At 72.1% G+C, this 14226-nt stretch carries 11 protein-coding genes; 7 read left to right on the top strand and 4 right to left on the bottom strand.

Annotated elements, in window-relative coordinates:
• Positions 1-19 precede the first annotated feature (19 nt).
• From OG589_RS08065 to OG589_RS08085, 5 genes are all read left to right on the top strand, one after another.
• Positions 20-2953 carry a carbohydrate-binding protein gene (locus tag OG589_RS08065; RefSeq protein ID WP_405147553.1) on the top strand — a complete coding sequence of 978 codons (2934 nt, stop codon included), beginning with the start codon at positions 20-22 and terminating at the stop codon, positions 2951-2953.
• Between the two features lie 177 nt (positions 2954-3130).
• Complete coding sequence (locus tag OG589_RS08070) at positions 3131-3553, top strand: SPW repeat protein (RefSeq protein WP_405147555.1); 423 nt, start codon at positions 3131-3133, stop codon at positions 3551-3553.
• A gap of 343 nt (positions 3554-3896) precedes the next feature.
• Positions 3897-4322: a phage holin family protein gene (locus OG589_RS08075; RefSeq protein ID WP_405147556.1), complete on the top strand. Its 426-nt coding sequence runs from the start codon at positions 3897-3899 to the stop codon at positions 4320-4322.
• On the top strand, positions 4319-4954 hold the full coding sequence (locus OG589_RS08080) for a DUF3618 domain-containing protein (RefSeq protein ID WP_405147558.1): 636 nt from the start codon (positions 4319-4321) through the stop codon (positions 4952-4954). Before OG589_RS08075 ends, OG589_RS08080 begins: the two co-directional genes overlap by 4 nt.
• Positions 4955-5184: 230 nt before the next feature.
• On the top strand, positions 5185-6156 hold the full coding sequence (locus OG589_RS08085; protein WP_405147559.1) for an alpha/beta hydrolase: 972 nt from the start codon (positions 5185-5187) through the stop codon (positions 6154-6156).
• Positions 6157-6189: 33 nt separating this feature from the next.
• On the opposite strand, the gene OG589_RS08090 is transcribed toward OG589_RS08085, so the two are convergent.
• Positions 6190-7053 carry an NAD(+)/NADH kinase gene (locus tag OG589_RS08090; RefSeq protein WP_405147560.1) on the bottom strand — a complete coding sequence of 288 codons (864 nt, stop codon included), beginning with the start codon at positions 7051-7053 and terminating at the stop codon, positions 6190-6192.
• A 351-nt stretch (positions 7054-7404) separates the two neighbouring features.
• On the opposite strand from OG589_RS08090, the gene OG589_RS08095 reads away from it, so the two are divergent.
• Complete coding sequence (locus tag OG589_RS08095; protein WP_405147562.1) at positions 7405-7737, top strand: Lsr2 family protein; 333 nt, start codon at positions 7405-7407, stop codon at positions 7735-7737.
• A gap of 1020 nt (positions 7738-8757) precedes the next feature.
• On the opposite strand, the gene OG589_RS08100 is transcribed toward OG589_RS08095, so the two are convergent.
• The 3 genes from OG589_RS08100 to OG589_RS08110 form a co-directional block, all read right to left on the bottom strand.
• A complete protein-coding gene (locus tag OG589_RS08100; RefSeq protein WP_405147563.1) occupies positions 8758-9225 on the bottom strand; it encodes a hypothetical protein in 468 nt (155 codons plus the stop codon).
• Entirely contained in the window at positions 9222-9794 is a 573-nt protein-coding gene (locus OG589_RS08105; RefSeq protein ID WP_405147565.1) for an RNA polymerase sigma factor, read from the bottom strand. Before OG589_RS08105 ends, OG589_RS08100 begins: the two co-directional genes overlap by 4 nt.
• Before the next feature lie 91 nt (positions 9795-9885).
• Complete coding sequence (locus tag OG589_RS08110) at positions 9886-11394, bottom strand: S8/S53 family peptidase (RefSeq protein WP_405147566.1); 1509 nt, start codon at positions 11392-11394, stop codon at positions 9886-9888.
• 120 nt (positions 11395-11514) lie between these two features.
• Between OG589_RS08110 and OG589_RS08115 the strand changes: the two genes are divergently transcribed.
• Positions 11515-14193 (top strand): CHAT domain-containing protein, encoded by a 2679-nt coding sequence (locus OG589_RS08115; protein WP_405147568.1) that lies wholly within the window; start codon positions 11515-11517, stop codon positions 14191-14193.
• Positions 14194-14226: the final 33 nt, after the last annotated feature.

Raw genomic sequence — 14226 nt, forward strand, 5'->3', positions numbered from 1 at the left:
CACACCCCCTGGAGTCTTCGTGCCATCTTCAGCGCGCCTTCGAAAGCTCGCCGGCGCCGTGGTGCTCGCCCTCGCCGCCACCGCCACGGCGGGAGTGGCGGGCACCACCACCGCCTCCGCCTCGACCCCCAAGACCCTTTCCTTACCCTCGTCATCCCTGTCGTCCTCAGCCGCCCTGGCCCCGCCCCCGGCGAGCGGCTTCGAGAAGGTGAAGCTGGACGGCGGGCTGTCGATGGGCGAGCCCATCGAGCTGTCGGTGCTGCCCGACGGCAAGGTCCTTTACATCAACCGGGGCTCGACCTCCGGCGGTGGCCAGGTGCGCCTGTACAACCCGGCGACCAAGGCCACCACGGTCGCCCTGACGCTCCAGCTCGACGCCCGGTTCGAGGACGGGCTCATCGGCATCACCCCGCATCCCCAGTTCGCCACCAACCACTGGGTGTTCCTGTTCTACTCGCCGAAGGTGACCCCACTGGTCAACCGGATCTCCCGGTTCACCTTCAACACCTCGACCAACGTCCTCGACCCGGCGAGCGAGGACATGATCATCGAGTGGCCGACCGAGCGCGACCTCTGCTGCCACTCGGCGGGGTCGATGACGTGGGACTCGAACAACAACCTGTACTTCGCCGTCGGCGACAACACCAACTCCGGGGGCGACTCGGCCGGCATGGCGCCGATCGACGAGCGGACCGGCCGCAGCCCCCAGTACGACGCCCAGCGCACGGCGGGCAACACCAACGACCTCCGCGGCAAGATCAACCGGATCCACCCGGAGAGCAACGGCACCTACACCGTGCCGGCGGGCAACCTGTTCCCCGCCGGCACGGCGCAGACCCGGCCCGAGATCTACATCATGGGCACCCGCAACCCCTACCGCATCTGGGTCGACAAGCAGGCGGCCAACACCCTCTACTGGGGCGAGGTCGGGCCGGACGCCGGAGCCACCATCGCCAACCGCGGCCCCGCGGCCTACGACGAGTTCAACCGCGCCACCGGCCCCGGTAACTACGGCTGGCCGTACTGCGGAGGCCCGAACGTCGCCTACAACGACTGGGACTTCGCGGCCAACGCCCCCCGAGGCTGGTTCCCCTGCGGGGGATCGGCGGGGCCGGTGAACAACTCGCCGCGCAACACGGGCCTGCAGCAGCTTCCGCCGACCAAGCCAGCCCTGGTCTGGGAGCAGCACGGCGGCAGCAAGGAATGGCCGGCCCTGGACAACCCCGGGGGCTGCGGCGCGCCCAACCACACCGAGGTCTACCACTACAACGCGGGCCTCAACTCGCCCAACAAGTGGCCCGCCTACTACGACAACAAGTGGCTGATCTCCGAGTACTGCCGTAACTGGATCAAGGAAGTCCAGTTCAACAACGGCAACCCCTCGACGGGGACCCCGACCGTCATCGAGCCGGTCCTCGCGGGCATGAACCTCGTCCACCCGATCGACATGGAGTTCGGCCCGGACGGCTCGCTGTACCTGCTCGAGTACGGCAGCGGCTACTTCTCGGGTGCGGCGGACGCCGGCCTCTACAAGATCAACTACGTCCAGGGCGGCCGCTCGCCGGTCGCCGTGGCCTCGTCCGACAAGGACAACGGCCTGACCCCGCTCACGGTGGCCTTCTCCAGCGCCGGCAGCTCCGACCCCGACGGCGACCCGCTCACCTACGCCTGGGACTTCGACAACAACGGGGCCACGGACTCGACGGCCGCCAACCCCTCCTTCACCTACACCACGAACGGCGACAAGCGGGCACGGCTGACCGTCAACGACGGCACGGGCCGCACCGGCACGACGCTGATCCCCGTCGTCGTCGGCAACAACCGCCCGACCCTGTCGCTGTCCGGCCTTCCCGCGGGCGGCACCTACAGCTGGGGCGACGACCTGACCGCCACCGCGGGCGCCACCGACCCCCAGGACGGCACCGTGCCCTGCGCGAGCGTCGTCGTACGGGCGGCCCTCGGCCACCAGGAGCACGCCCACGAGGAGGGCCAGGGCACCGGCTGCGGGTTCACCGTGAACACCGGCCCCATCCACGCCGGGCTCGACGCGGTGCAGTTCTTCGTCATGCGCTCCTCCTACACCGACAAGGGCGCGCCCGGCACCGTGGCCCTCACGGGGGAGAAGGAGATCACGCTCTGGCCCAAGCAGTGGCAGGCCGAGCACTACGTCCAGCTCAACGGCCCGAAGGTCGTCGACCAGGCCGCGGCCGAGGGCGGCAAGAGGCTCGGGGACATCCAGAGCGGTGAATGGGTCAGGCACCACGCCGTCAGCCTGAAGGGCATCACCGGGATCAAGGCGCGTGTCTCCTCGGCCAACGCCGGCGGCACCCTGTCGTTCCGCTTCGACTCGCCGACCGGCCCCGAGGTCGCGCGCATCGCGGTGGCCGGCACCGGGGGCTGGGACAACTACGTGGAGCTCACCGCCCCCGTCACCAAGCCGGACGACGGCACGCACGACCTGTACATCGTGTTCAGCGGCGTCAACACCGGCACCAACGCCCTGTACGACATCGACAGCTACACCTTCACAGGTCCCGGTGTGAGCACGCCTCCCACCGGCACCACCGACCTCGCGCGCGGCCGTCCCACCACGGTGTCCAGTGTGGAGACCGGCAATGTGCTGGTCGGCGCCAACGCGGTGGACGGCGACCCGGCGACCCGCTGGGGCAGCGCGTACACCGACCCGCAGTGGATCACGGTCGACCTGGGCGCGTCGCACTCGATCAACCGGGTCAGGCTGAACTGGGAGGCCGCCTACGCGCGGGCCTACCAGGTGCAGACCTCGCCCGACAACTCGGCGTGGACGACGGTCTTCTCCACCACCAGCGGCGACGGGGGAGTCGACGACCTCACCGTCACCGGCACGGGGCGCTACGTGCGCGTGTACGGCACCCAGCGGGCGCTGTCGCCGTACGGCTACTCGCTGTGGGATCTCAACGTGTACGGCACCTGACCGGGCGTCTGACCGGGCGCGATGCGGGCCTCCTGGGCCTGGTCGCGCCCGGTTCGGGCATAACGGACAATTGGGATGATCGGCCATCATTTTGCACAGCTCACCGTGATCTCGCTTCCCGCACGGGTATGGCGACATTGATCCGTTCCGCAAAGGAAATCGGAAGGCGGTGAGGTCATGACTAGACCGACCGGCCTGGAAGCGCATCCCGACATCGTGGCGATGCGAGCCAAGTACGAACGGGCTGGTTCCAGCACGGCCGCGCAGGTGATCGACGGGCTGACGCTTCTCGCAGGGCTTTACCTTGCGATATCGCCATGGGTGGTGGGGTTCAACGGGCTGTCCCGGCTCTCGGTGAGCAACATGGTCACCGGACTGGCGCTGGCCGCTCTCGCTCTTGGGTTCGCGTCGGCCTTCGGCCGGACCTACGGGCTGACGTGGATCGCACCGATCCTGGGAGTCTGGACGATCGTGTCACCATGGATCATTCGATCGCACACGACCGGGTCGATCTGGAACAACGTCATCACCGGCATCGTCATCCTCCTGCTCGGCCTCGGTGCCATGGCGGTGGGGACCCGGAAGATGCCCACGAGGTAGTGAGGGGGCGGCCTCAGGGTGTGGCGGTGTGCCCGCCACACCCGCTGTGTGAGCAGGCCCGCCGGCCCGCAGGGGCGGCCGTCCTGTTCGCGGCCTCCAGCGCGCGTCGCCAAGGATCTCCAGGCGCGCGGCGTCACCCGTGAGCGGGGTGCCGGCCGCCGCGGCCCGGATGCTCGGCATTCCCGCACTGCGAGGTACCGGCCGAGGACCTCCGCACCTGGCACTTCGGGCAGCTCGCCACCCACGGTGGCGTCGAGCGGGCGGTCATCGCACTGCTCCGCCGCTCACAGCCGCTCCCGTCCGGCGCTGTCCGCCGGGGCCGGGGAAAGAAAGGGGAAACGCCATGACCGACCTGAAGGAAGCCCGGGCCATGACCAACCCGTACGCCTCCCTCTCGACCGCCGAGCTGATCAGGCACCTGTCCGAGGAGGTCTCCCGGCTGGTCCGGGACGAGATCCGGCTGGCGACCCTGGAGCTCACGCGCAAGGGCAAGAGGGCCGGGCGGGGCGCGGGGCTGTTCGGCGGCGCGGGGGTCGTCGCCCTGTACGGCGGCGGCGCGCTGGTCGCGACGGTGATCCTGCTGATCGCCCAGGTGCTCACGCCGTGGATCGCGGCCCTGATCGTGGGGGTGGCACTGCTGATCATCGCGGCCATCCTGGCCCTGACCGGTAAGAGCCAGGTGTCCAAGGCCACGCCGCCGCTTCCCGAGGAGGCCATCCAGAGCCTCAAGGCCGACGTCGACATCCTGAAGGAGAGTGCGCACCGATGACCGAGACCGATCCGATCGGGGCACCTGACCGGCCCAAAGCCGGTGAGGTGGGCATGCACCGGCAGGAGCCGGGAACGGCCACCCCCGAGTCCGCGGGGCCGTCGCTGAACGTCCCCCAGGTGCGCGCGCCGCCGAAGCCGTACGTCAAGCCCGTGGTGAGCCACGGGAAGGGCGACCCGCTCGCCGGACTGTCCGAGCCACACCTCAGGGCCCGCCCCGAGGTACCGCGTGAAAGGAAGCACGAGATGCGCGTATCGGAGGAGGACCGGCTGCGTGACGAGATCGTCCGCACCCGCGAGGACCTCGGCCGCACGGTCGAGGCGCTGGCGCAGAAGGTCGACGTGAAGGCGCGGGCCCAGCAGAAGATGGCGGAGACCAGGGTCGTCGCCAGGGAGAAGGCCTCCGTGATGGCGGGCAGGCTCCGCGGGGCCGCCTCGCAGTCGGCGAAGGCCGCCGCGGGGCGCACGGGACCGGCGGCCGGGTCCGTCCCCGGGATGCTGCGGGGCGTGGCCGACCAGGTCTCCCGCCGCCCCGCCGTGCTCATCGCGGTGGGAGCGGTGACCATGGCGGGGGCCGGGCTGCTGAACCTGGCCGAGAGGCGCGCCCGGCCCCGCCTCACCCGCCGCGCCTGACGGCCGCGAGGGGGGGGATCCCGGCGTCCCGCTCCGAGCTCACCGGGCTCGCGAGCGGGACGCCCTTTTGTCGGGCCTGCGGGGCCGGGTGAGCCTGCTGGTGCTGATCGAACGGGAAACAGCAGGTCATCGGCGCCATGTCGCGGTTGTGGCGCGACACGGCCCGGGGCACATGCTCGGGTGTACCGCTTCGCCATGCCTGCCGTCACACGTCCCACGAGGTGAACCACATGCCGCTTCACCCCAATATCGACCCCGAGCTCGCCGAGGGGCTCAAGCACGCCTTCCTCCCGCCCGTCGACTTCGCCCGCATGTCACCGGCCGACCTGCCGGGCCTGCGCCGCCAGATGGGCGCCGCGTTCGCCGCCATGCCGTCCTTCGCCGCGCCCGGGCTCTCCGTGGAGGACCGGATGGTGCCAGGACCGGACGGCGACCCGGACATCAGGGTGCGCCTCTACCGCCCCGAGGAGCGGCACGGCCCGCTGCCCTGCCTGTACTGGATGCACGGCGGGGGAATGGTCCTCGGCCTGGTGGAGATGGACGACGCGAGGATGGCGCGCTTCGTCCAGGACGTGGGCTGCGCGGTGGTGTCGGTCGAGTACCGGCTGGCCCCCGAGCATCCGCATCCGGCGCCCGTCGAGGACTGCTACGCCGGTCTGGTGTGGGCGGTCAAGAACGCCGAGGAGCTCGGCGTCGACCCCGAGCGCGTCGCCGTGGGCGGGTCGAGCGCGGGAGGCGGGCTCGCGGCGGGCACCGTTCTCATGGCCCGCGACAGGGGAGGCCCGCCGGTCGCGTTCCAGCTCCTGAGCTCTCCGATGCTCGACGACCGGGGCACCACCCCCTCCAGCCGCGAGTTCACCGAGGCGGTGGCGTGGAACCGCGACGCGAACGTGTTCGGGTGGACGGCCCTGCTGGGCGACGCGATCGGCACCGAGGGCGTGTCGCCGTACGCCGCGGCCGCGAGGGCCGCCGACCTGTCAGGGCTCCCGCCAGCCTACATCGAGGTCGGCGAGCTGGAGGTCTTCCGCGACGAGTGCGCCGACTACGCCATGCGGCTGGTCCGGGCGGGCGTGTCCACGGAGTTCCACATGCACCCGGGCGCCTTCCACGGCTTCGACGCGTTCGTCCCGGAGGCCGGGCTCAGCCGCAGGGCCGCCGCGGGCCGGGCGGCGGCCCTGCGCCGGGCGCTGGTGCGCGTGTGAGGTTCCTCACAGAGGATGGCCCGGTAGAGGGGCTCAGTCGACCTCGGCGCTGCCGCTGACCCGGAGCTTGCGCCGGGCGCGCTCGTAGAAGGTGGTGGTGCCGAGCCGCACGACGTGACCGGCCGAGCGCATCGCCGTCACCGTGATGTGGTCGCCGGACGACAGGCGCCCGGCCACCGAGCCGTCCACCTCGACGGCCAGCCGGCCGCTGGTGGGGAGCAGCTCCAGCGTCACCTCCTCGTCGGCCGACAGGACAAGGGCCCTGTTGAACGACGAGTGCGCCGCCGCGGGGACGACCAGGAACGCCTCGACCAGCGGGGAGACCAGGGGGCCGCCCGCGGAGAAGTTGTAGGCGGTCGACCCCGTGGCGGTCGAGACGATGACGGCGTCGGCCGCGTACCGGACGAAGGGATGGCCGTCCACCGAGATCGCGACCGCGGAGAGCCGGTCGCCCGGTATGCGGGCCAGGGCGATGTCGTTGAACGCGACGACCGTCGGGCCGCCCGGCAGTGTGGCCCGCACCGCGAGGCGGGGCTCGACGGTGAACGCGTGGCTGTCGATGGCCGACAGCGCATGGGGCAGCTCGTCGACGTCGATCTCGGCGAGGAAGCCGAGCTTGCCGAGGTTCACGCCGAGGACGGGGGTGGACCGGCCGCAGACCAGCCGCATGGTGCGCAGCATCGTGCCGTCGCCGCCGAGGCTGACCAGCAGGTCGGCGCGGTCCACCAGGGTGGCCGGGTCGACCGGCACGGCGCTGCAGTCGATGCGGCCGACCTCGTCAGGCAGGCCGAGCACCGTGACGGCCCTGTCGCGCGCCCACTCGACGATCGTGTCGATCGCCTGCTTCGAATCGCGCTGGGGATGCAGCACCAGCCCGACGGTCTTGACCATGCCCATGGACGCCACTGTAGGCCTTCGTGCCCCGGCGCCTTGCCGGGCTGTAGGTGACTCATCCACTATTCGGCCGCCGTCTTCTGAGGCGAGAACGCCGTCCTTGCCCTGAATACCTGTAGTCGGCACTATGTTCGGCCCTACACGGATGTGGTGCCGGCACCAGTTTCGGGTCGGATGCGTGATCGCCGGTTCGGCGGCGGGCGGCTCCGTGCTCCGATAAACGGGAGGTTCGCCGGAATCGGCGGAGTTACGTCATGAGGCCGCCAATCCATCGCGCTGTTCTCCGCGTGGGAAGCGACGGAAACCGGGTATATTCTTGAGGTGTCAAACTATGCTCTGTGAAAGGAGTGGGAGATGGCGACACAGATCCAGACGCTTCTCATCGACGACCTGGATGGCGGCGAAGCAAAAGAGACCGTGGTCTTCGCGATTGACGGCACCAGCTACGAGATCGATCTGAACGACAAAAACGCCAGCAATCTGCGCGAGGCTCTTTCGCCTTTCGTCTCCAGCGCCCGTCGCGCCGAGGGTGCCCCCGCCAAGGGTCGCAAGCGGGGCGCCGCCCAGCGGCCCTCTCGCGACAAAAGCTCGGAGATCCGGGCTTGGGCCAAGGCGCACGGGCTGAACGTCAGCGAGCGTGGCCGGATCGCCTCGCACATCGTGGCCCAGTACGAAGCGGCACAGTGAATGATTAACCCGTCGCGCCCGGATTAGTCGCCCGACGAGCACGTGATCCTCCGCCTGGATCTCTCTAGCGGACCGCCTTTGTGGCGGCCGTGCTCGCACCGGGCCAATGGCCGCCGGAGTGACTCGGGCGGCCCGAGAGCGGTTCCTCCCGTCCGCAGGCCCACGCGCCTGGCCTGCGGGGTCTCGCCTCCCGGGCGCGACCGTGCCCTGGTCCTTCATCCGGGGGAGGTAGTGCTGACTTCAGCGAATTTGTCTGGATGAGCACTATTCCTTACCGCCCCAGTGTGTTAGCCGCGACGGCGGCCGTGCCCGTGAAGTTCCCGGGAAAACCACGGCCCGGCGCCGCGTCCCCGCCGCGCGCGCCTTTCCTCGCATAACCCCTGCGAGCCGCGGCCGATCTCCGCTTCTCAAGAGCTTCCCGTGCCCCGGGCGCCGGGTATGCCGGGAGTCGGCGCCCGCGCCAATCCGAAAAATAATGTCGCCGGTAGCCGCCACTTGACGGGCCGGCGAGCCTACGCCATTATCTCTGCCCCTCCGCTGCGAACTCGCCGAGCTCCGCCGGGTTCGGCCGCCGGCCGCTTCGGGCCGAAGGACGCTCCCCGCCCGGCGGTCTCGCAATCTAAAGGCCGCGCGGGGCGCGGATTGTCCGGGGATTTCGCAGGGTGAGGACAATCATGGACCCCGGTGGAGCCCGCCGGCCGCGACCGGTCATTCGCCGGGGCCGTCACCTGCCCAATCCCGGCTGTTACATGCGAACACGATAAGGCAATGCCGGGGCGAGTGTTTTGCCGGTGCACTCCGATGCCGGTCCGAATCCGGTCGGCCATTTGTGACCTTGTGTGAGCGGAGTATGGCGGTATGTCGTGACTTTCTTACTCCTATAAGGGATAGGAGAAGCGTCCGCCATGGTGGTCGAGGGGCACGGCCGCCGGCGGTCCCGTCACCGGGCGCGCGTCCGGCCCCGGCGGTCCGTCACCGGGCACGTCCGGCCAGGTGGCCCCTCGCCGAGGGGCCACCGGATCAGATGGTGATCCACTCCGTGACGACCACGGCCGACGCCAGGCGGCAGCGAAGGCTGAAAGGCCCCGAGGGCACCCGGTCGCAGACGAACCTGCCCATGCCGTCGGCGGTCACGGTGCCGGGCCGCCGGCCGCGCACCTCGATCTCGGCCGGCTGGGCGGGGATCACCTGGCCGAGGACGCGGCCGATCGCCCCCATGACGGTCACCTCCACGTCGATGGTGACCCCGAGGGCGTGGAAGGTCACCAGCCGGGGCTCGTCGCCCCCGCCCCCGCGCACGGGCGCGGGCTCGGCGAGCGAGTCGAAGGTCAGCGCGGCGAGCTCGGCGTCCATCGTGCGCAGCGTGTAGGCCTCCACGGCCGTCTGGACGAGATCGGAGGGCACCGGGTCGAAGAGCGCCGCCGCGTGGCGCAGCGCCTCCTCCAGGCCCATGTCGGCCTCGTCCCCGCCGTCGTCGAAGCCGTTCATCCGGAACCTCGCTCCATCAGCGTCCTCAGCCGCCGCAGGCAGCGCTGCCGGGTCGGGCCGATGCCGCCGACCGGGATGCCCAGCGCGGCGGAGACCTCGTGGTAGTGCGGGCGCGGGGAGGCCATCAGCACGCGGAGCAGCCGCCGGCACGCCTCGCTGAGCTGCTCGAAGGACTGCCAGAGCTGCCTGACCTGGTCGGCCCTGGCGTCGGCCTCCTCCGAGTGGATCAGCGCCTCCTCGGGGGTCCACTGGTCGGCGGCGCGGTCGAAGACCCCGGGATCGCCGACGGGGGAGACGCGGCGCGAGGCCTGGATGACCTTCAGGCACTCGTGCCGGGCCGTGCTCGCCAGCCATGACCCGACCTTCTCGGGCTCGCGGATGCGTTCGAGGTGCTGGGCGAGCCGGAGCCACGTCGTCTGGAACACCTCGTGGCCGTCGGCGTCCGACAGCCCGTGGGCGCGCACGACCGACCACACCAGGGGCGCGAGCCCTTCGACGAGCGCCTTCCACGCGGCGGCATCGCCGTCCGCCGCGGACAGGAAGAGGCTGCCGATCGAATCACGGTCCACGGCGACGTCCCTTGGGGCGGGGATCATCATCGTACGATGCGCACGGCCCTCGGTGGGCATGATGCGCCTCTCGGCCGGCCGGGAGGCCGGGTCAGGGCCGAGGCGGGTTGAGCGCCACCTCCCCGGGGCTCCACAGCGGCGGCCACAGGGCGGGGACCGTACGGCCGCGGACCTCGGCCGTCCTCGCCGCCGAACCCGAGAGGAGCTTGACCGCGGCCTCCCGGGAGCCGAGCCCGGGGTTCTCCATCATGCAGTTCGCGATCATGGCGGCGACGGCCGGCGTGGAGAACGACGTGCCGCTCCACTCGGCCCTGCCGGTGAAGTCCTGCGTGGCGGCCTCGGCCAGGGAGGCGCTGAGCTCTCCGGTGCGCGCGGGGAACCCGCAGGTGCAGTCGTAGTCGAAGTCGTGGACGGAGGTCTGCCGCCAGCGGCAGTGGTCGTAGGTGGAGTGCTGGTACCGGTACTTCCTCGGGTGCTCAGGGGTGCCGGGGAACGCTCCGACCAGCCGTTCCCCGGGGGCGTACACCTGCACCCATTCGCCGTGGTCGGTGAAGCAGGCGCCGTACCTGCCGTCCGGGCGTAGCGCACCGACCGACAGCACCGCCTCGCGGTACTCGGGGAGCGCCGTGTAGGCGGCGGGCCAGAAGGGGTGGTCGCTCCCGTTGTTGCCGGCCGCCGCGACCAGGAGCGTCTCGGGATGGTCGGCCAGCTGGGCCATGAACCTCTCCAGCCCGAGAAGGGGCCGCCCGTCCTCGTTGGACGTGCCCGCCGACAGGCTGATGATGTCCGGCCACCTGGTCCTGCCGTCCAGCTCGGTCAGGCCGGGCCACTGGGCGCCGACGGCGTCAAGCACCTCGTGGCCGAATGTCTGCTCGTCGATGGCCCCGGCGTGGATCAGCTTGCCGGAGACCCGGACGGCGGCCCTCGGCGCGATGGCCGCGATGAGCCCGGCGATGAACGTGCCGTGTCCGACGTACTCCTTCACGACCGGATCGGGGTCGGCCACGGGGTCGGACGGGCGGACCCCCGCGGGCAGGCCCCCACGCTTGAGCGGCTCGCCCGGCGTCGGCACGACCTTCCGCATCCACGGGTAGAGGAGGTCGTGGTCGATCAGCAGGCCCGTGTCGATCACGACGATCGAGACGGGTGGCACCGGGCCTGAGGACGGCGGGGTGAGCCCCGGGTGCCAGTCGCGTTCGGTGAACGCGGGCTCGTCCGACGGGCAGGAGTTCACCCCTCCGGTGGTGATGGCGATGATGTGGTTGCGGCTCCCCATCCTCCGCCCGCCACTCCGCGTCTCCGCGAGCTTGATCGCGTCCAGCGCCCTGGTGACCCCTCCGTCGCGCGAGCCGGGGTCGTCCGGGTCGGTCACCCGGATCCGCAGGAGCCCGGCCCTGGCCTCCCGCTCGTGTGGCGGGGTCACCGAGAACCGCCTGCGGGCGTTGACCACCGGGACGACCTCGGGGAGCTCTCCCACCGGCACGAGGATGTGGTCGCGTTCGTAGAGGAACCTCGGGTCCTCCTCGGGGCCCGCCACCAGGGGGAGCCCCATCGCCCTGGAGATCTGGCCGAGCTGTTCCATGAACCGGTCGAGCGCCATCACGGCTCCTTTTCGCAGGGTTGTCATCCAGCCTTCGCCGCGGAGTAAGAGCCGGACGATGCCCGGCTGATACACCGAAACTTTGTGGACGCCCCGAAACCCCACGTCTAACATCGATCCGTGGGTGAGGGAAGCTCGCGGAAGCCTGGAAGGGCGGCGGATCCTCTCGACCTGCTGCCGATGGTCTTCGCGCGCCCGGCCGAGGCCCTCGCCGGGGCCCGCGACCTGCTCTCCTCCGGCCCGGCGCCGCACGACGCCTCCGTCGCCCACCAGGTCATCGGCATCTGGGAGCGCGACTTCGGCGATCTCACCCTCGCGGTCGGCCACCTGAGGCGCGCGCGCTCGCTGGCCCGCCGCAGCGGCGACGCCGACCGTGAGGCCGACGCGCTCGCCGCCCTCGGCGTCGCGGTGGTCTACACGGGCCGTACGGCCGAGGGCCTGCGCGTGCTCGACGCGGGCGTGGCGCGCGGGGACGGCCTCACGGCGGCCCGCGTGTTGTTCCGCAGGGGCCGCGTCCTGTGGATACTCGGGCGGCACCGCGAGGCGCTCGACGACCTCCGCCGGGCCGTCCCCGTGCTGCGCGACGCCGATGACACCATCTGGACCGCCCGGGCGCTCACGCTGCGCGGGCTCGTCCACCTGGCCTTCGGGTCCACCGAGCAGGCCGACAGGGACTTCGTCGCCGCCGAGCGGCTGTGGGACCGCACCCACCAGGACCACGACCGCAGCGTGGCGGTGTGGAACCGCGGCGGGGCGGCGTTCCGCTCCGGCGACCTGCCCACCGCCCTGCGCTATTTCGACGAGGCGGCCAGGCGTTTCGAGGCCCTCGGCACGCCGGCGTTCGGCCTGAACATCGACCGGTGCGACGTGCTGCTCGCCGCCGGGCTCGCCGACGAGGCGCTCCAGGAGGCCGACGGCGCGACGGCCCTGCTGGAGCGCACGCGCGGGCAGAGCACCATGAAGGCCGAGCTGCTTCTGATCGCCGCCCGGGCCGCCATGGCGGCGGGCGACCCCGACACCGCCGTCGCGCGCGCCTGGGCCGCGCTGCGGCTGTTCGCCGGCCAGCGGCGCGAGTGGGGGGAGGCCCACGCGCGCCTGGTGCTGTTCCGGTCGCGCGTCGCCACCGGCAGGATCTCCGGTCGGCTCGTACGTGACATCGCCGCCGTGGCCACCCGCCTGTCCGAGCTGGGATCCCCCGACACGGTGCAGGCCTCCCTGCTCGCGGGACGGGTGGCGCTCGCGCTCGGCTGGCCGCAGGACGCCGACCGCCATCTGGCCGCCGCCGCGCTCGGCCGTCACCGGGGCCCCGCGCTCGCGCGGGCCGACGGGTGGCTGGCCGAGGCGCTGCGCGCGATGGCCGCGGGCCGGGGCAGGAGGGGCGTGCTCCACGCCTGCCGCCGGGGGCTCGACGTGCTCGATGAGCACCGGCTGGCGCTCGGCGCCTCGGAGCTGCGGGCACGCGCGACGGCGCAGGGAGCCGAGCTCGCGGCGCTCGCCCAGCGCGTGAGCCTGCGGCCGGGCAACGCCCGGGGCCTGCTGGTCTGGAGCGAGCGCTGGCGGGCCACCGCGCTGGCGGTGCCGCCGACCCGGCCGCCGGACGACCAGGAGCTGCTCCGCGAGGTGAGCGCCTTCCGCGAGATCACCAGCCGCCTTGAGTCCGCACGGTCCCAGGGCACGCCCGCCCCCGCCCTGGAGCGCGAGCAGCGGCGGCTGGAGAAGGCCATCCGCGCGCGCACGCTCCGGGCGCGCAGCGAGGGCACGATCAACGGCCGCCCCTTCGACGCCGGGGCCCTTCTCGACCGCCTAGGCGACCGGCTGCTCGTCGAGATCGTGGACGTCGGCGGTGACGTCCACGTGCTGCTGTGCGGCAGGGGGAGGGTGCGCCGGTTCCAGGCCGGCCGCACCGCCGACGCCGCCATCGAGATCGACCACCTCCGCGCCGCGCTGCGCAGGCTCGCGTACGAGAGGACGGCGCGGCGGGACGGCGGGGGGCCGGCCGGCCGGCGGGCGGACGAGCGGGCGGCGGAGCGGCTCGGCCTCCTTGAGTCGGGCGCTCGCCGCCTGCAGGAGATGCTGCTCGGCCCGGCCCTCGCCCATCTCGGGAACGGCCCGGTGGTGATGGTGCCCCCGGGACGGCTGCACGGGGTGCCCTGGGCGGCGCTGCCCGCCCTGCGCGACCGGGTGCTCGGCGTCTCGCCGTCCGCGGGCGCGTGGCTGCGCGCCGATGACGTGCCGCCGCCGCTCGGCGCGGACATCGTGCTCGTGCGCGGCCCCGGCCTTGCGACCTTCGGCGCCGAGGTGCCGTCCCTGGCGAGCCGGTACGGCGAGGCCACCGTGCTGGAGGGCGGCACCGCCACCGCCCCCGCGGTCCTGAAGGCCATCGACGGCAGCCTGCTCGCGCACATCGCCGCGCACGGCACCTTCCGCGCGGACAGCCCCATGTTCTCCTCGCTCCGCATGGACGACGGCGAGCTCACCGTCCACGACGTCGAGCGGCTGCACCGGGCCCCGTACCGTATCGTCCTGCCGAGCTGCGACTCCGGGGTGATGGAGCCGGTGGGCGCCGACGAGCTGCTCGGGCTGGCGGCGGCGCTGCTGCCGCTCGGCACCGCCGGCATCGTGGCCAGCCTGGTGCCGGTCAGCGACCAGGCGGCGGTGCCGCTGATGGTCTCCCTGCACGAGGGGCTGCGCGCCGGCATGGGCATGGCCGAGGCCCTTCGCGACGCCAGGCGCGCGCTGCCGCGCGACCCGCTGCACCAGGCGACCGGCTGGTCGTTCACGGCCATCGGCGCCGCCTGAGCCGCCGAATCCCGACTTAGGTAGGGGGTGACT

This window comes from Sphaerisporangium sp. NBC_01403, from assembly GCF_045040145.1.
Taxonomy (GTDB): domain Bacteria; phylum Actinomycetota; class Actinomycetes; order Streptosporangiales; family Streptosporangiaceae; genus Sphaerisporangium; species Sphaerisporangium viridialbum.

Coding starts and splice junctions, on each gene's coding strand:
- OG589_RS08095 (WP_405147562.1), top strand. CDS start 7,405: ATGGCGACACAGATCCAGACGCTTCTCATCGACGACCTGGATGGCGGC.
- OG589_RS08085 (WP_405147559.1), top strand. CDS start 5,185: ATGCCGCTTCACCCCAATATCGACCCCGAGCTCGCCGAGGGGCTCAAG.
- OG589_RS08100 (WP_405147563.1), bottom strand. CDS start 9,225: ATGAACGGCTTCGACGACGGCGGGGACGAGGCCGACATGGGCCTGGAG.
- OG589_RS08090 (WP_405147560.1), bottom strand. CDS start 7,053: ATGGGCATGGTCAAGACCGTCGGGCTGGTGCTGCATCCCCAGCGCGAT.
- OG589_RS08110 (WP_405147566.1), bottom strand. CDS start 11,394: ATGGCGCTCGACCGGTTCATGGAACAGCTCGGCCAGATCTCCAGGGCG.
- OG589_RS08080 (WP_405147558.1), top strand. CDS start 4,319: ATGACCGAGACCGATCCGATCGGGGCACCTGACCGGCCCAAAGCCGGT.
- OG589_RS08075 (WP_405147556.1), top strand. CDS start 3,897: ATGACCGACCTGAAGGAAGCCCGGGCCATGACCAACCCGTACGCCTCC.
- OG589_RS08070 (WP_405147555.1), top strand. CDS start 3,131: ATGACTAGACCGACCGGCCTGGAAGCGCATCCCGACATCGTGGCGATG.